Genomic DNA, 15,792 nt, shown 5'->3' with positions numbered 1-15,792 from the left:
CTTGTGCAGTAAAAGAACAGACTGCCATATCAGAAGAGTTTCTTCTGCCCGGTATTATTCATCAGGTTCTTTACAGTGGCCCAGCTCCTCCGTGCGATTGGCGGGGGGGAGCCGTGTTCCTTGATGTACCTGGTTAAAAATCCAATCGTCACCGGATCTGCCGGATACCCGCTCCCAATCTCCCCGTACTCCTCTTTATAGGAATCGACCAGTCCGTCGCGGATTACCTTGGCCACGATAGATGCTGCCGAAACTGCAGGACAGGTACGATCAGCTTTGTGTTTTGCGATCACCTGACAGGGTTTTCCGATGTAACCGGCAACGGTCCTTCCGTACCGGTCCTCATTCACATCACAGGCGTCAAGCCAGGCAACCGGACAGTCGAGTGTTGCAACCACTTCAGCATGAGCTCGTGCCGTTATGGTGTTCATGGTCATTTCTGATCTCAGGGTGTCAATATCTGATGCTGTTCTGATGACCACAGCATAGGGAAATTCTTTTTTTATGAGTTCAAACAAGGCCTCACGACGCTTCGCTGTCAGAACTTTGGAATCCATCACTCCTAATCCGGCAAGCTCATCAAGGTTTGAACAGGCGACCCCGGCAACCACCATAGGCCCAATCACAGGTCCTTTGCCTGCCTCATCCACCCCACAAATGTTCCTGACTCGCGTACCAGTTCTTTCAGGATTATTGAACGCGGACATATTCTGGTGCATGCATGTGTGGGCCGGAGATTTATATCGGCTACTCTACACATCAAAAGAAATGATCAGATCAGACCTTTTATTATTAATATAAGCGAATATTTCCCACAGCAGAAAAAAACCGATGATACAGAAGTTTTTAGATTTTCGGTTACGGGAGCAGAAAACTCCTTTCCGAACGTTAGGTTCTCTTCCGAATATTCAAACCAGTGGGATCAGAGCGCAGATCCTGTTTACACTACTGGTATTAGCCCTACTGGCAGGTCAGTCAGGTGCTGAAGCACCTGCAGACGGACCTGCATCATGTATGGTACTGGTCACCAGTACCGAGGGAGGATCTGTAAACCCTTTCGGTGCTACAACTGTTCCATCAGGATCTGACATAACATTTATAATCACACCCCAGCCCGGGTTTGAGATAGATCATGTCATGGTGGATCAGATTGACAAGGGTTCAATCCCTACATTCACCATCTCCCCGGTTACGCATGATATTGCAGTTCACGTTATCTTCGGACCCGTGAGCCGGAGCACTGTTCATTCTCCTGAACCTACCGGGACACCATGCGTAATTCAGACAACACCACAACCAACACCATATCGCGGCGCTGTAAAGCCAGAACCAATACAACAACCATCACAACAGCAGGAATCCTCTTCACAGGTTATTACCGTAGGCAGAACCGGGGCTGATTTTACCAGGATACAGGATGCAATCGATAGCGCATCACCAGGAAAAACCGTTCGGATAGATCCAGGCACATACGAAGAACAGGTTATCATCACCAAACCCCTCACTCTCACCGGGAAAGAAGGTGAAGAAAGACCTCTCATCTCTGCAGGAGAGAACGGTTCTGCTCTTTTAATCACCGTCAGCCAGGTGTCGTTAAACAGGCTGCAGATTACTGATGCCAGAAAGGATGAAAACGATCTCATAACAGCTGTGTCAGCAACAGGTATCAGGAATCTAACCCTTGAGCAATGTGAGATCTCCAGGTCACAGAACGGTCTGATTGTAAGCGGTAGCGAAAATGTTACAATTACCGCGTGTAACATCACAAATATCAGCAGAAACGGAATCAGTCTTATCACTAGCAACGACATCCGGATTTCACAGACCAGAGTTTCAGAATGTAAAACTGACCTTATAGGAGAGAACCTGACCGGTCTTTTCATGCAGAGAACACAGATCAATGACGCAGAAGAGAGAGGAGTTTTCTTTGACGGGATTGCTGATTCTGAAATCAGAGGAAATATCATTTCAGGAAATTCTAAAGCCCTGCCTGATACTTCACCTCGTCCGGGTGATGCTCTCCGGTTAGACAATACCAGGAATGTAACTGTTGCAGAAAACCAGATAGTAAGCAACCTGGGTGTTGGTTTCAGACTTGACAAGCCTGCAAAGATTACTGTTACAAACAATACTCTCCGCAATAATGCTGTAGGATTCTCCTGCACCGGAGAAATCACGGAGACGAATACAATAGATCAGTCAAACATTATTGACAGTCTTCCAATCCTCTATTTCCAAGGAGTATCTGGAAAAACCATCGAGGATCTCTCTCCTGCAACGCTATACCTGGTGAACTGTTCAGACATAACAGTTCGAAATATCGCGATGGAATCAAGGAACGGGTATGGAATTGTTGCAGAAGGCGGGAGAGATCTTACCATCCAGAATATTTCAGTGGGCAGGAACCTGAATCAGAATATCCTCATCACAGGGGTTATAGGAGGAACTATTGCAGAAACTACTGTCCACAACTCAAGCAGGTACGGGCTCGGGGTATCTGATTCCAGCAGTATCAGGATAGTAGGCAGTGAGTTCAGGGACAACGCAATAGGGGTTGCTATCAGAGGGATCTCATCAGGGGTGAACCTTTCTGGAAATTCATTCTCCGGTGATCTTATCGGATTTCAGATTCAGGACGGATTCAGCAGTTCAGGATTTGGAGATCTTTCCGGTAACCGGATAAACAGATGCAAAACAGGAATTGTTTCTTCCGGAGGAGGGGCCGGAATGATCAGACAAAACCAGATCAAAGAGGTATCAGATGGGCTGAATCTCTCTGGTTCACAGGATCTTAATGTCAAAGAAAACCAGATTGAGGCATATAATACCGGGTTATCTCTCGCACAGGGAACCATACATCCATCAACAATAACCAAAAGCAGGGCATCTTTTGGAAACAAGGTGGTTCGAAACAGTATCACTGCAGAAAAACCCCTGCAGATCAAAGACTCTTCTGAATGGATATATGGTAATACCTTTGTCCTAAACGACTTTAATTCCAGAAACGCCACAACCGGATTAACCGGATTATCTTCACAGGACAGCGGATCAGATTCAGATGACTCTTGGGGGGGATTTACTCCTGCAAATGTGGACTTTGTAGATTCTGGAAAGAGTAAGCAGGTTGAGCAGGTAGAAACATCAAACACATGGGATACCGGCGAGCGGGTCAGGTACATCTACGGAAATTCGACATTCTCAGGTCTTCTCGGAAACCACTGGACCAATTACAAAGGAAATGAGATTGCAGCCAGCGGAGTCGGAGACACACCATATACAATAAATACAGACAATGTCGACAAATATCCATTAACCGGACTACAGAACCAGTACCAGACTGAAGGAGGTGGATATCCACTGGATCTTAAATCAGGGTGGAATCTTATATCCACACCATCAGACCTGGCTTCAGGCCATAATACCGCATTGATATTTAGCGATGTCAATTCAGGGGGACATAGTATGTACTCATTTGCCAATGGATCCTGGACAGTAGTAAAAGCAAATGATATCATCCAGCCATTACATGGGTTCTGGATCTATGCCACAGATGCCACAACTGTGCCTCTGATCTTTGATCCCGGGACTGTCCCAACACCGGTGCACCTGATGAAAGGATGGAATGCTATCGGGTTCCCTGGAATACAGGCGTCAACAGCCGGTGATGCTTTGCGTTCCCTGGACAAATCCTGGTCATACGTGATGGGATATAATGCAACAAGCCAGAAATATGATCCTCCAATATTCAGAGACGGAGGAGAAACAGCAATAATGTATCCATCACGCGGGTACTGGATCCATCTGGAAGAAGAAGCAGATCTGCAACCAGTAACCGGATGAAAAAAAAGTTCAGATAGAGTCTATCAGACTCTTGAGTCCGGCCTTTCCAAGTTTCAGTGCAACCATTGGATTGGCAGTGATAATATTTTTTACAAGACTCAGGGTATTGAACTCGGTCATGTCCATCTTTGAGACCGAATGGATGATTGCATTCAAGTCATCATCATTCAGTTTAACAAAGACCTCTTTTATCTGGTAGTTCCGATCAAGAGCCTTGCCAAGGTATGATGCACGCCAGTCCTGATCATACTTCATGAGGTTCTTCTTGCTGACATCACCTTTTGCAACAGCATCTGCACCTACTTCAGCTGCAGACTTTCCGGTGTACAATGCTGCGTATATTCCTCCCCCGGTGATTGGATCAGATACACGTGCTGCATCACCGACGATCATCAGACCATCGGCAACAGTGCACTCAAGAGGCCTGCAGATCGAGACGCCACCTGCAATCAGTTCAATAATTTTTCCATCAGGGAAGTGTTTCTGGACAAAGCGATCAAGATAATCTTTCGGTCTTATTCCGGGCTTCCCACCACGGTCTCCGCCGATACCGATTCCCACGTTTGCAGTCTTTTCACCTTTCGGGAAGATCCAGACATACCCCCCCGGGGCAACCTCATTACCAGTGAAGAACTCGGTTGCATGAGGATCGATATCGATACCGGTCATCAGGTACTGGGCACAAGTCTCCATCTCTCTGAGTGGGACCGTCGTATTGATTCCACACCAGCGGGCGAACTTGGACTCAACACCATCCGCTGCTATTGTAAGATCTGCTTTGACTTCGGTGACGGTTCCATTGTATTCGAGGAGGGCACCTTTAACGGCGCCGTTCTCCATCACTGGTGAGCAGGCACGGGTCTTGACCATAATGTCTGAGCCAGCTGCAGCAGCCTGCCAGACAAGTTCGCGATCAAACACCTTACGGTTGAGAACATACCCGACTTCTGAACCTGCCTTCGCTGGATTAAGTTCCATTGAGAAACCGTCCGGGGCAATCAGGTGGGCACGTTCAATTTCTGCTGCCACCCACCGCTCATCAGGTTTCATGAACTCGCGAAGCAGTTCCTTGCCAACTCCCTCTGCGCACCTGACAGGGGCACCAGGTGCCGGGCGTTTCTCGACCATCAGGACAGATAAGCCCTTTTCCGCCGCGGTTTTCGCTGCATATGCTCCGCCAGGTCCGCCTCCGATCACAAGCAGATCGTAGGTACTCTTCATTTCTTAACCTCCAGTGCCCCGAGCGGGCATGCACGGACACAGATGCCACAGGTGATGCAGGTATTTGCATCAACGTCCAGATAGGCATCTATCAGCTCAAGTGCACCTTCTGGGCAGACTGAAATGCAGCAGCCACAATAGGCACAAATGTCCCGACGAACGATGATCATTCCTTATGAGGTGGGTGGGAGACTCCTTTAACTATTCTGTGTGCTCTGCGTGACTTCTTAGGAAAAACAGACAGGTCAAACAGATTACTTAATCAAAAAAGAGACAGCGCAGGTATTGTATTTACCCGAGAGAGAAGGTCCCGTACTGTCCTCCCCCTCCGGGGTGCAGGACAATCCTTCCCTCCCGGAACGCCGAGACTGCATCACCAAGTTCCAGGTGGAACTCTCTGATATCGTCGATTGGTGTCTCAGTAAGTATTGATATCTCATCGCCGAATGCGACCAAACATCTTTGATAGAGATCAGAGCACTTTTTCGTAGTAGGAGAGCACGTTCCAAGAGTCCGCTGAATAATCTCTGCGAGAGGAATAATGTGCAGATATGGAGGCCTTTGGGTTTCAGGACCCGATGAGAGTTCTTCTGCCCGATCACGAACACCTTTCTTTATTCTGCCTTTATCTATAGGACATTTCCATTTGTGTTCTTCTGCTTCAGAAAGGGAATACGGAGTAAAACATCGGGTGCATGCAGTCCGGTTATACTTGCCTTCCTCAGGAAAAAACCCTGCATTCATGACAATTGTTCCGGCTTTGACAGCATCCAGTACTGCCATTGTATCAGGATGGTTTGAGTTGGTCTCTATTCTGGTGAATTCACGCCCGAGTTTTGCAGGTTCGGGACTATGAGCATCTGAGTTTGTAAGAAACGGTACACCGGCAAGATCAGCGATCCTGCTTCCGTATCCACTGTCAGCAGAGAGACCAAGTTCAAGGAGATCAATCTGTTCATCACCATAGCAGGATGCAACCGAGTTGTGTGAGGCGTACAGGGAAGTCCAGGGAGTAAAAGCATGGGCAGGGCCTATCATCCCTCCCAGATCATGAACCCGACGAGCAATATCCTCACCCTGAAGTTTCACCTGGGGGCGCCCGTTTTTCTCAACATTTTTGCTAAATGGGATGAGGGCATCTGCAAGATCCCGGGCAGCATCATAATCTGGGAGTAAAATCAGGTGATGGACTCTGTCTGCTCCTTCAACTTCTGTTGTGGGAACAGCAATCATATCCACTGGCACTGATGTTTTCTCCCACATTTCTCGCCAGACAGGATGCAGAATATCTCCGGTCCCAATAACAGAGATGCCTTTCAATCGGCATCCGTTAAGGATCGCTTCAGGCAACATCCGTGCAGAGGATGCCATAGAAAAACAGGAGTGAATATGGAGATCAATATTGAGGAGCATTCTTAGCCGATGTAGGAGAGTTCTTCCTCTGACTTTTTCTCCTGCTCAAGAAGACGCTGCACGGCAACTTCCATCTCACCTGCACGTTCCTTGAGGTTTGCAGGATCGATTGAAATACCGATAAGCCGTGTCAAAACTTCCAGAACCAGGGCAGCACTCTTTGGATCAACGAGGTAACCAGATGTCTCTCCCATCAGGCATATTCCTTCGATCTCAAGTGGTGCTGAGAGTCCGAGCATCAGGCCTGCTGCACCGATAATTCCTCCGCCAGGCTCTCCATCACCGAATACCCCACCCGCTTCAATTACCAGCTGTGAGAGTGACTCTTTATTTACCGCTGTAATGACCCTGGGAGTCTCTATGAAATGGCCTACCCCGTACCCACCAATTGTGTATATCCTCTTTACCCCAAGTTTGTGGGCTATATCTACATACACCTGAGAGAGGAGATAATGGCCTTCATTGGAGGTACTCTGAAAGTCACCGATCAGAAAGAGAAACGCCCCTTTTTCTCCTGAACACCGGTACAACTCATTATTACAGAGCCTGACCACTCCGTTCTCACCGATGAGGACCTGTGGCGGAAAGTAGATTGAGTGTATTTCAGCAATCTTAACCGCTCCGAGTTCCTGGATCATATGCTCTGCGACAAGTTTGCCGACATGACCAATTCCCGGAAGTCCTTCGATCAATACAGGAGCGGTCCGGTCTTCGGGCGCTACCGCTTCATCAAAAACCACCGTGATATCTTCCATCACCGGGCCATCCTCCGATATGAACCAAGCCGATCCTGCGGGGAATACCGTGCAGGATGCGGAGTAACCGTGGGATGACCACATTGTGGACAGGTTTCAGAAAGAGTATAGAGGTGGTCAACAGGACATTGCCTGATTCGACCTTTCATACGTGCTTACCAGCTTTTGCCTTCCGGGTAAACCGGCCTTCCCCGCCGGCACGTTTCATTACCCCGATTGCGGCACTGGAGGCCTTTTCAAGAGACTTCTCTGCTTCCTTATAATTGGGGGCAGATACCTTGATCCGATAGTTTGGAGCGCCGAGATAAATAATCTCAACATGCTCATCTTCAGATTTGGGCTCTGCACTGCGGAGAGCACGTCTGATGATATTGACACCGTCCGACTTGCTGGATTGCAGGTAGAGATCACCTGAAACCGTTACAGTCGGCAGTTTGACATTCTCTGTTGCTATCTTATACAACGCATCTGCGATTGGAGCATCAAGACCAAGTTTATCAAGGATTTCACGTCCTTCGAGAACAAAATCCTCAAAGGCTGGGTGAAGGTCTGGATATTCGCGGTACAATGAGTCAGTTATCGCCTGAACAGCATCTTCACGACCTGCTTCTGCGGCAGCAAACCCGATCCACTTACGTGCCTTGGACTCGTTCTTCCAGATCCTGATCTTTTCACGCCGCTGATGCTCGTTGACATCCTTAAGGGAGAGATCGATATGGCCTTTCTGCGGATCGACGTTCAGTACTTTGCAGACGACCTTTTGTCCTTCCCTGATGTGGTCTCTGATGTACTTAATCCAACCGCGGGCGATCTCAGAGATCGGGATCAACCCTTCCTGATCGTTGTACTCGTCAAGAGTTACAAAGGCCACAAAGTCCTTTACATTCTTAACAGAACAGACGACCAATTCGCCGGTATCTGGCCACTCTCTCTCCTGCATTAGGTGCTCACTCAAATGCAGATATGATTTCTGCCTTGATATCTGCTTTTCCACCGGTTGGGGTGGCGAGTACATGACTGCATACGGCACAGGCAACAGTGCTGCTTGCCTTCTCAAAGATGAGCTGCTCGTTCTCACAGTCAGGACACTTTACCTTGACAAACCTGCTCCGGTTTTCGCGTTTTGCTTCTACCATCTTACTCACTCCGTAAGTTCGAACTTGCCCAGCCTGTACCCTGCTCTCAGGTGTGCCTTGTGGCATGAAGTACAGCGGTACCGTACATTGATCTTCTTGGTCGGCTTGTCGCCTCCAGGAACCTTGGAAAATTTACCCATGTTACCGACACGGCCACGGCGTGCTTTCTGACGATCGATCCAGTGAAGACCGGTGGTCTTACCCTTCTTAACCTTTTCAATCTCGTGCTGCTGATGACTGCGACAAAACGGGCAGTATGTCCTGAATTTTGATGGCATCTTCATAAAATGAGCCTCATCTGGGTATAGAGAATACCTACATTATTAGCCCGGATTTATATTTAAGACTATGTCGCGTTCTGCAAGCACTTCGGCATTTCTTCCCGGCAATGTCAGGATATCCCCGGTTGAGATCTCATAAGTCCGGCCATCCACACCCATAAACGGCTCCATATCTGCCAGAACACGGACGAGAGTATACGCGAACGGCTCATCATCCTCGTCATCGGATGGCGTCCAGCCCTCCTCCTGCTCGTATGCGCGTCCGGGAGACTCGGATACAAGATCGATGGCGACTACAGATTCAGAGCTGTCCGGATCAGTGACGGAAATCAGAGCAGCACTGTCAGTAGGGGAGACAAATTCGTTTTCGGCTGAAATAGGGGTATCAGATATCCGTTCAGGTATCTCAACCCTTACTGGAACCGGACTCCTGCCAACAGTCTTCCACTCTATGAGTGCGATACGACATACACGAATGCCATCCACGATCCTATTGAACATTTCGAGTTCAGCCGGGATGAGCATGCGAAGTTCTTCACGTTCAATATAGGAGCCATCAGCCTGACTCTGGGCAAGGGAAACGATCTTCTCAGACCGAAGGTGAAAGAGTTCCTCTGCAGTCGTCCTGATGCTTGCAACCTTTTCTATCAGGATACGGGCTTCATCAGAGAAGGGATCGTCCATGACGATCACCTCCTGCTGTAGTGTTTTTATTAAAAGCGCAGTCGTCTGGTAGAGATCGTGAGGAATCTGTACCAGAGTCCCACTATCCCGCTCTCCGAGGAGAATACCCCGAAGATCTTCAAGATGCAGGAGACCCACCTCCTGATATCTCTGCCATTCCCCGGCAACAGAGGAAGAGTGCCACCGCTTCAGGGACCTGCTGGACTCCGGGATGTATCTCCCATTCATTTCCAAGCAGTTGCACCATGTAGTCACGGGGCGATTCGACTCCAACACCCCTGTCCCCAAACGGGACAGCATCAATGAGCGGATCAAAGTCAGGGAGTTCTTTCACTGCGAGAGGAGTTACTTTAAAGCCAGATTTGGCGTGCAGTGAGCCGGGAAGCCGGATAAGTCTACGGATATCGGTGGTCACTGGTTCATCAGCCTGAATACCTGCTTCACGTATTTTCGCTTGCAGTGGACTATCTTTCTCTGTTGCAAGGATGGAGAGGATCTCGATCGTTGTCGGATCCCTGACATTCACCTGCCTGGGATCAGAATTGAGTTGCCTTACCAGTGCTGGAGCATTTTGTAAAAATCTGGTACCCCTTGTGTCCCCGATTCCACGGAGTGAGCAGAGAGAGGCTTTCGCTTCCGATGCAGGGAGTGAGAGCAGGTCCTCCAGGTATGTAGTAAGACAGGAACGATATCGCTGGTGCCATCCGGAGCGGCCGGGCTCAAAATCACTCAACATCCGGGCCGGGCTGACCCCGATTCCACAGATATAGTCGATCAGTTCACGTCGTTCCTGTGCATCAAAACTCCGGAGTGCAATCTCCTGCACATGAATATGATACCCTCGCCCCCCTGAGAAGACAAGGCGAACGGTACGCATATCTATTCCAAGTTCCTCATCAAGGACAGTTATAAGTTTGACAGCTTCTTCCTTGATCCGCTCAAGCATCAACTGGTAGGATCCCCGAAGAATATGATCAGCATCCAGGTCAAATATCAGGTCAGCGCCGAGCCATTTCTTGTCGCCCATAGTCGCCGCCAGTGGTGTCTGATAATATGCAGTTGAGTAATAGGCATGGGCAGGAACGAGATTTTTTATGTACGCCTGCATCTCTTCAGGTGAGCCAAATCCGATATGCCTCCTCATTCTGATGTCTTCAGGATAATTCCCATCAAAAAAGATGAACCCAAATTCACGCTGGCCTGACGAAGATGGAGGTGTGATCTGCACCCTACCGTAGTATTCAGTAAACCGCTGCCTGATGAACGTCAGGGTCGATGCTCTCATGCCGAAAGATCCCTTATCATGTAGGGGCCGGAGCGTTCATAACCAAGTCGGCGGTAGTAAGGTCTCACCCCGATACCTGCCATGATTGCCATCCGGGAATAACCGGCATCAGCAGCCTGCTGCTCAGCTTCAGTTAGGAGCTCAGTGCCAAACCGGCGATGTTGCCGATCTTCTCCAGAACCACTTCTTCCTATCGGAACAACTTTCCCATACACATGCAGCTCGCGGGTGAACGCGGCGTCCCGGGTCTCTGGCCGCCAGGTATTGCCAGGGAGCCGCAGCCTTGCAAACCCAATCAGAGAGTCACCGGAGACAAAACTGATGAACCGTTCCTCTCCATCACAGCTCTCATATGGCAGTGTCTGAAGGACTGCTTCATCATCCGAAGATCTCCGGCCGATCTCACGGCACCGGATACACCTGCAGACCCCACCCTTTTCAATAAGGTGCTGTTTGGCAAGTTCACGAAAGTTGGAGTGCCTAGATCCGGCCAGGATCCGGTCTGCCGGAATATCGCGTTGGACACGTTGAAGCCGGCAGTATTCAGGAATGGCAGCCTTGGCATCTGCAACGATATCGATCAGTTCATCCTCCGGATATACATCATAGCCACCCTGATTATGCAGTTCTTCTATATCTGTGCCAGGGGTGATGAGCGTTGGATATATTTTAAGAAAATCGGGTCTGAACCTCTGATCGGAAAATAGTTCCTGAAACATCAACCGGTCCCGGTTTGCGTCACTACCCGGAAGATTTGGCATCATGTGAAACCCTACTTTTATGCCTGCATCTCGAAGCAGCGTATTCGCCTTGACAGCATCTGCAACAGTGCATCCACGCTGATTCAACTCAAGAACTCGGTCATCCAGGTGTTGAACTCCTAGTTCAACCTTTGTCACGCCGAGGGAAAGCATCCGATCAATATGTTCAACACGACACCAGTCAGGCCTGGTCTCGAAGGTAGTTGCCACACATCGAACCTTTGCCTCCTCATTTCTGGCAAATATGGAGTCCCTCTCTCCTGGCTGAAGAGGAGTGACTTCACTAACAGGTCTTTGCCCAATTTCTTCTGACGGAGGTACGAACTCGGGTATAGAACCTGATTCATACTCGTTCATCGCCCTGATACAACTTGCAGTAAACCATTCCTGATATTCCTCATCCCTGGCAGTAATAGTTCCCCCCATGATGATCAGTTCTGCTTTGTCTACATGGTGACCGAGCTGCTCAAACTGTGAAAGCCGTGCAGTTGTCTGATCATAGGGATCAAACCGGTGCAGGAAGGCTCGTCTTGCTGCAGGTTCTCCACCGGTATAACTCTGGGGAGAATGATACTCATGATCAGGTCCACCCGGACAGGGGAGACACTTGCCATGAGGACAGGGAGCAGGCGAAGTCATGACTGCAACCGGCGCAACCCCGGAAAGGGTACGTGATGGTTTAACCAACAATATCGGGCGAAGCAGCTCTCGCTCGTCGGCAGTTGCACAGGCAAAGATTTCAGAATTGCGTGGAACCCGTGAGAGATGATATTTCTTACAGACAGTTGCGACGATCCTTCGAAGATTACAATCTTTAGAATCGGATACTAAAAGAAGGGAGACGATCTCCCGATATGCGGTCTCGTCGTCCATTATGTCAGTTTTCAACCGCTATTTCAGGTGTGACCATATCAGTAAACCCAATCACAGGGGGCTTATGCTGTTGCTGTTTGATATGGTCAACAATCTCCTGTCCAAGAATGAGGATAGCTTCCTTATGTGACCTCTTATTCTTGTGGATATGGACAGGAGAGATGTGCAGAGTATCATACCGATCAGTGGGAACTTCCTCACTGGTTGTAAGTTCATAATACTTCTTAACGTGGACAAAAAGCATGTGTAAATGTAGCAACTCTTCCTTCTGCACTCTATCACCTGGAACACTCAACAGGATTCTCCACCGGGGTTTGGATATATGTTATGCAAATGATTTATTTAAGGGAAGACTCTGAAGAGCGCACGAGATGAAATAACTGAAATTCAAAGATTTTGTCCGCGCCTTTAGAGAAGGATGTCCTGATCGTATATCCAGAGAAGATGTAAAGCACAAAGAGAAATTCATCTTGAAATGAAGACTTATGAAGAAATTTTTGGCAGTACATCAGGGAGGGGAATTACTCTTACCATTACAGGTTTGAGGTCTACACGACACTGAACCAGGTCATCCGGCAAGATATCAGTGATGATATATTTCTGACCGCTGACAACCCCGGCCGGATGGCATTCGGCATACCATTCACATGCTTCATCACAGACAGGGAGTTTGATAAGAACGGTCGTATTTTTCTTTGCGAGGCCATCAGGAATACGAATATCAACTGGTGCTTCGGTTACATCAACGGTTACAGCTCCTTTTAGGTGAACCGGGCATGAATGGTTTGCCGCCCTAATCGCCACGACCTCATATCTTTTCCCTATTTCCAAGTTGTGACATACCCGGGAGATGGAACATGATTCACATTCTTCAGTCTTTCCGGTATATACAAACTGAATACCAGGCTTCGCATATGCTGACCCGACAATTGTAACCCGAGTCTTTTTCTGCTCCATAAATTACTCCTCGTATAACATCTGTACCAGATGTTCAGCCGATTCGCGGGTGATTCCTGTATCTAGGATAGTAAATCGTTCAGGCCTGATATCCTTTGCGCTGAGCAGGGCTTCGGTTACAACCCGGTCAGGGATTTTTAATTGTTCAGGTGTAGTCGGAGCACCAATCTGAATCAGGGACTGTCTGATAGCTCGCCAGTCACCACCATGCAGATACATAGTCATAATAGCACCAATACCACAGACCTCCCCGTGGAGTGCTCCTCCGGGCATAATTCGTTCAAGTGCATGAGCAAACTTGTGTTCTCCACCTGAAGCCGGACGGGACGAGCCGGCTATACTCATCGCAACTCCTGATGAGACAAGTGCTTTGACAACGATCCAGGCAGCTTCTTCCTGGCCAGGCTTTATCAACCGGGAATTTTTCACGAGAATCTCTGCTGTCATCCGTGAGAGTGAGACAGCATACTCACTGATTTCTTCTCCCCTCAGACGGTGGGCAAGTTCCCAGTCAAGAACCGCTGTGTAATTGGAAATGACATCGGCACACCCAGAAGCCAGAAGGCGATGAGGAGCCCGGGCAATTATTCCGGTATCAGCCACTACAGCAATCGGAGGATGGGCCTGCACAGAAACGTTCCCATCTTCGGTTGGAAGAGTAGCCCTGCCTGATACAATTCCATCATGAGATGCAGCGGTAGGCACGCTGATGAACGGGATGTCAAGGTTGTATGAGACTATCTTTGCAGTATCAATAACCCGGCCGCCCCCAACCCCGATGATAAACTCTGCACCTGCCTCTCTGCCGGCCTGCTCTGCCTCTTTCAGGAGACCGGCATCCAGCCGGGTTGCTGAAAAATGGAATATTGAATAATCATGATTCAGCACGGCACAGACCTGATTTCCGGCAACTTCACGAGTTGCAGTGCCGGTGATGATAAGTGCAGACCTCCCTGGTTTGATATCAGCAAGGATAGCAGGGAGCTGTTCTATTGCATTATGACCGACGAGAACATCACGTGGGAGTTGTGTCCATCGTGACTTGGAAAAGTCCCTCCTCAGTACATTTATGTCATCTGCACTCATGTAGCTCTCAGCACATGATTAGGGAATTCATCTACAAATACTACATAGATCCTATCAGGTATGGTCAGCCCTATACCCTTGTTGACACGCTGACCTACGCAGGAATTCTTATCATCTGTGTCTGGTTGATCTACCGGTGGCTCTGCAAGAGCAATATTTCTGTAGACCGTGAGTTTGTGTATGCTCTTATCCCATGGGTTATCTGGGGAGGATTACTTAGAGTCGTAGAAGATACAGGAGTTTCAGGATCAGGATGGGGGATGCTTCTCACCACCCCGTTTATATTCTTCCTGATATTTACAGTTGCAGCACCCACACTCTGGGTCCTATGGTTTTTGGAAAAAAGACAGGTTATTTTAAAATTCAAACAGACCTTTGGGATCGTTGGCGCAATAGTAAGTCTGGGAACTCTCATATTCCTGCTTTGGTATGGATTGACCACAACACGGGTAGATCTGATGGTTGCCGCAACCATCCTCTCCATGGCAGCCGTCTCCACAGGTATCGTTTACGGACTTCTCAGGCATGTATTCAAGTGGGAGTACGTATCTGACCGGCTCTATCAACTGCTTATCTTCGGGCATATGCTAGATGCAAGTGCAACAAGTTATGGAATAGATCTTCATTCTGTCCCGTATGTAGAGCAGCATGTAGTCGGATCAGCACTGATTGCCATGACCGGTACCGCATTCGTGATGTTTCCGCTTAAACTTCTGGTCATTATTCCAGGGATCTGGATCCTGGAACAGTACCGTCGCTCTGATAATTCAGGTATCTGGTATCTAATCCTCCTTGCAATGATAATGGTTGGAATGGCACCAGGAATTCGGGATATGCTCAGGATGGTGCTCTATGTCTGATCGGCCCTGGAATGATGAAGAGGATATAATAAGGCAAACACCCGAACCGGTATCCTCCTCCCGCTACACTCCATTTCAGCAGGAATTTCTCAGATATCTCGGAATTTCTGTCCTGATATTTATCGTTGGGTGTGTTGGGGGGGTTTTATCCTCACAGGCTGATCCCGCATTTGGCGAATCACTTGTGAAACTCTTTAAAGAGATGATCACAAACGACATCATGTCTGATGCTCCCCCGCTCCTAGCGCTACAACTGTTTCTGAATAACCTGGAATCGTGTGTATTACTCTTTCTCGGCGGGGCTATTCTTGGTGTGGTTACTCTGCTCGTCCTCTCCTTTAACGGGATTGTTATCGGAGGTATCCTGGAAGTTGTAAGGGGTAAGACAGATATCGTGGTGATGTTTGCCTCCATTGTTCCGCATGGGATCTTTGAACTCCCTGCTGTACTTGTATCATCGACCCTGGGTCTGATGCTTGGTCGGGCTGTAATGCTTGAACTGGCCGGACAGGGAGATGCTTCAGCACAGGCGTACGTGCTGGGAAGACTCTTTATACGATATGTAGTCCCATTCATCGCAATCGCGGCATGTATAGAGGCATTTATCACTCCCGCAGTCTTAGGGATGGTAGCATAGGAG

Annotated in this window: 18 protein-coding genes; 3 read left to right on the top strand and 15 right to left on the bottom strand. The window is 48.6% G+C overall.

The window, feature by feature from the left end; all coding sequences use genetic code 11:
• Positions 1-29 precede the first annotated feature (29 nt).
• Positions 30-707, bottom strand: coding sequence for a ribonuclease HII (gene rnhB, locus DK846_RS12115; RefSeq protein WP_109969212.1), 678 nt, complete (start codon positions 705-707; stop codon positions 30-32).
• A 124-nt stretch (positions 708-831) separates the two neighbouring features.
• Between rnhB and DK846_RS12110 the strand changes: the two genes are divergently transcribed.
• The gene (locus DK846_RS12110) at positions 832-3,840 is read left to right on the top strand and encodes a right-handed parallel beta-helix repeat-containing protein (protein ID WP_109969211.1); all 3,009 of its coding nucleotides are present in this window, start codon (positions 832-834) and stop codon (positions 3,838-3,840) included.
• A 9-nt stretch (positions 3,841-3,849) separates the two neighbouring features.
• Here the strand turns inward: DK846_RS12110 and DK846_RS12105 are convergent, their stop codons facing one another.
• The 14 genes from DK846_RS12105 to DK846_RS12040 all read right to left on the bottom strand — a co-directional run bounded on the left by DK846_RS12105 (position 3,850) and on the right by DK846_RS12040 (position 14,292).
• A complete protein-coding gene (locus DK846_RS12105) occupies positions 3,850-5,061 on the bottom strand; it encodes an NAD(P)/FAD-dependent oxidoreductase (protein WP_109969210.1) in 1,212 nt (403 codons plus the stop codon).
• Positions 5,058-5,231, bottom strand: a complete 174-nt coding sequence (locus DK846_RS12100) for a 4Fe-4S binding protein (protein ID WP_109969209.1) — start codon at positions 5,229-5,231, stop codon at positions 5,058-5,060. Before DK846_RS12100 ends, DK846_RS12105 begins: the two co-directional genes overlap by 4 nt.
• Positions 5,232-5,352: 121 nt before the next feature.
• Entirely contained in the window at positions 5,353-6,432 is a 1,080-nt protein-coding gene (locus tag DK846_RS12095) for an endonuclease Q family protein (protein WP_245926539.1), read from the bottom strand.
• A 44-nt stretch (positions 6,433-6,476) separates the two neighbouring features.
• Entirely contained in the window at positions 6,477-7,229 is a 753-nt protein-coding gene (locus DK846_RS12090) for a proteasome assembly chaperone family protein (RefSeq protein ID WP_109969207.1), read from the bottom strand.
• Positions 7,229-7,378: an RNA-protein complex protein Nop10 gene (locus tag DK846_RS12085; RefSeq protein WP_109969206.1), complete on the bottom strand. Its 150-nt coding sequence runs from the start codon at positions 7,376-7,378 to the stop codon at positions 7,229-7,231. Before DK846_RS12085 ends, DK846_RS12090 begins: the two co-directional genes overlap by 1 nt.
• On the bottom strand, positions 7,375-8,169 hold the full coding sequence (locus tag DK846_RS12080) for a translation initiation factor IF-2 subunit alpha (RefSeq protein WP_109969205.1): 795 nt from the start codon (positions 8,167-8,169) through the stop codon (positions 7,375-7,377). The genes DK846_RS12085 and DK846_RS12080 overlap by 4 nt, the downstream gene beginning before the upstream one ends.
• A 7-nt stretch (positions 8,170-8,176) precedes the next feature.
• Positions 8,177-8,365, bottom strand: a complete 189-nt coding sequence (locus tag DK846_RS12075; protein ID WP_109969204.1) for a 30S ribosomal protein S27e — start codon at positions 8,363-8,365, stop codon at positions 8,177-8,179.
• A 5-nt stretch (positions 8,366-8,370) separates the two neighbouring features.
• Complete coding sequence (locus DK846_RS12070) at positions 8,371-8,649, bottom strand: 50S ribosomal protein L44e (protein ID WP_109969203.1); 279 nt, start codon at positions 8,647-8,649, stop codon at positions 8,371-8,373.
• A gap of 39 nt (positions 8,650-8,688) precedes the next feature.
• On the bottom strand, positions 8,689-9,468 hold the full coding sequence (locus tag DK846_RS12065; RefSeq protein ID WP_109969202.1) for a hypothetical protein: 780 nt from the start codon (positions 9,466-9,468) through the stop codon (positions 8,689-8,691).
• Positions 9,449-10,615, bottom strand: a complete 1,167-nt coding sequence (locus tag DK846_RS12060; RefSeq protein ID WP_109969201.1) for a DNA primase small subunit domain-containing protein — start codon at positions 10,613-10,615, stop codon at positions 9,449-9,451. The genes DK846_RS12065 and DK846_RS12060 overlap by 20 nt, the downstream gene beginning before the upstream one ends.
• A complete protein-coding gene (locus DK846_RS12055; protein ID WP_109969200.1) occupies positions 10,612-12,249 on the bottom strand; it encodes a tRNA uridine(34) 5-carboxymethylaminomethyl modification radical SAM/GNAT enzyme Elp3 in 1,638 nt (545 codons plus the stop codon). Before DK846_RS12055 ends, DK846_RS12060 begins: the two co-directional genes overlap by 4 nt.
• A gap of 4 nt (positions 12,250-12,253) precedes the next feature.
• Complete coding sequence (locus tag DK846_RS12050) at positions 12,254-12,544, bottom strand: UPF0058 family protein (protein ID WP_281269830.1); 291 nt, start codon at positions 12,542-12,544, stop codon at positions 12,254-12,256.
• A 188-nt stretch (positions 12,545-12,732) separates the two neighbouring features.
• Positions 12,733-13,206 carry a UPF0179 family protein gene (locus DK846_RS12045; protein ID WP_109969198.1) on the bottom strand — a complete coding sequence of 158 codons (474 nt, stop codon included), beginning with the start codon at positions 13,204-13,206 and terminating at the stop codon, positions 12,733-12,735.
• Positions 13,207-13,209: 3 nt separating this feature from the next.
• Positions 13,210-14,292: an NAD(P)-dependent glycerol-1-phosphate dehydrogenase gene (locus tag DK846_RS12040; RefSeq protein ID WP_109969197.1), complete on the bottom strand. Its 1,083-nt coding sequence runs from the start codon at positions 14,290-14,292 to the stop codon at positions 13,210-13,212.
• Positions 14,293-14,306: 14 nt separating this feature from the next.
• On the opposite strand from DK846_RS12040, the gene DK846_RS12035 reads away from it, so the two are divergent.
• Both DK846_RS12035 and DK846_RS12030 read left to right on the top strand, forming a co-directional pair.
• The gene (locus tag DK846_RS12035) at positions 14,307-15,152 is read left to right on the top strand and encodes a DUF63 family protein (protein WP_109969196.1); all 846 of its coding nucleotides are present in this window, start codon (positions 14,307-14,309) and stop codon (positions 15,150-15,152) included.
• Positions 15,145-15,789, top strand: coding sequence for a stage II sporulation protein M (locus tag DK846_RS12030; RefSeq protein ID WP_109969195.1), 645 nt, complete (start codon positions 15,145-15,147; stop codon positions 15,787-15,789). Before DK846_RS12035 ends, DK846_RS12030 begins: the two co-directional genes overlap by 8 nt.
• The last annotated feature ends 3 nt before the right edge of the window (positions 15,790-15,792 follow it).

The sequence above is a fragment of the Methanospirillum lacunae genome (genome assembly GCF_003173355.1).
GTDB classification, from domain to species: Archaea; Halobacteriota; Methanomicrobia; order Methanomicrobiales; family Methanospirillaceae; genus Methanospirillum; species Methanospirillum lacunae.
Note: the sequence above shows the minus strand (reverse complement) of the source record. Positions and strands in the feature narration are given on the sequence as shown.

What these genes read in the sequence shown, in the direction of transcription:
- rnhB (WP_109969212.1), bottom strand. Translation starts at nt 707, where the DNA reads ATGTCCGCGTTCAATAATCCTGAAAGAACTGGTACGCGAGTCAGGAAC.
- DK846_RS12110 (WP_109969211.1), top strand. Translation starts at nt 832, where the DNA reads ATGATACAGAAGTTTTTAGATTTTCGGTTACGGGAGCAGAAAACTCCT.
- DK846_RS12105 (WP_109969210.1), bottom strand. Translation starts at nt 5,061, where the DNA reads ATGAAGAGTACCTACGATCTGCTTGTGATCGGAGGCGGACCTGGCGGA.
- DK846_RS12100 (WP_109969209.1), bottom strand. Translation starts at nt 5,231, where the DNA reads ATGATCATCGTTCGTCGGGACATTTGTGCCTATTGTGGCTGCTGCATT.
- DK846_RS12095 (WP_245926539.1), bottom strand. Translation starts at nt 6,432, where the DNA reads ATGGCATCCTCTGCACGGATGTTGCCTGAAGCGATCCTTAACGGATGC.
- DK846_RS12090 (WP_109969207.1), bottom strand. Translation starts at nt 7,229, where the DNA reads ATGGAAGATATCACGGTGGTTTTTGATGAAGCGGTAGCGCCCGAAGAC.
- DK846_RS12085 (WP_109969206.1), bottom strand. Translation starts at nt 7,378, where the DNA reads ATGAAAGGTCGAATCAGGCAATGTCCTGTTGACCACCTCTATACTCTT.
- DK846_RS12080 (WP_109969205.1), bottom strand. Translation starts at nt 8,169, where the DNA reads ATGCAGGAGAGAGAGTGGCCAGATACCGGCGAATTGGTCGTCTGTTCT.
- DK846_RS12075 (WP_109969204.1), bottom strand. Translation starts at nt 8,365, where the DNA reads ATGGTAGAAGCAAAACGCGAAAACCGGAGCAGGTTTGTCAAGGTAAAG.
- DK846_RS12070 (WP_109969203.1), bottom strand. Translation starts at nt 8,649, where the DNA reads ATGAAGATGCCATCAAAATTCAGGACATACTGCCCGTTTTGTCGCAGT.
- DK846_RS12060 (WP_109969201.1), bottom strand. Translation starts at nt 10,615, where the DNA reads ATGAGAGCATCGACCCTGACGTTCATCAGGCAGCGGTTTACTGAATAC.
- DK846_RS12055 (WP_109969200.1), bottom strand. Translation starts at nt 12,249, where the DNA reads ATGGACGACGAGACCGCATATCGGGAGATCGTCTCCCTTCTTTTAGTA.
- DK846_RS12045 (WP_109969198.1), bottom strand. Translation starts at nt 13,206, where the DNA reads ATGGAGCAGAAAAAGACTCGGGTTACAATTGTCGGGTCAGCATATGCG.
- DK846_RS12040 (WP_109969197.1), bottom strand. Translation starts at nt 14,292, where the DNA reads ATGAGTGCAGATGACATAAATGTACTGAGGAGGGACTTTTCCAAGTCA.
- DK846_RS12035 (WP_109969196.1), top strand. Translation starts at nt 14,307, where the DNA reads ATGATTAGGGAATTCATCTACAAATACTACATAGATCCTATCAGGTAT.
- DK846_RS12030 (WP_109969195.1), top strand. Translation starts at nt 15,145, where the DNA reads ATGTCTGATCGGCCCTGGAATGATGAAGAGGATATAATAAGGCAAACA.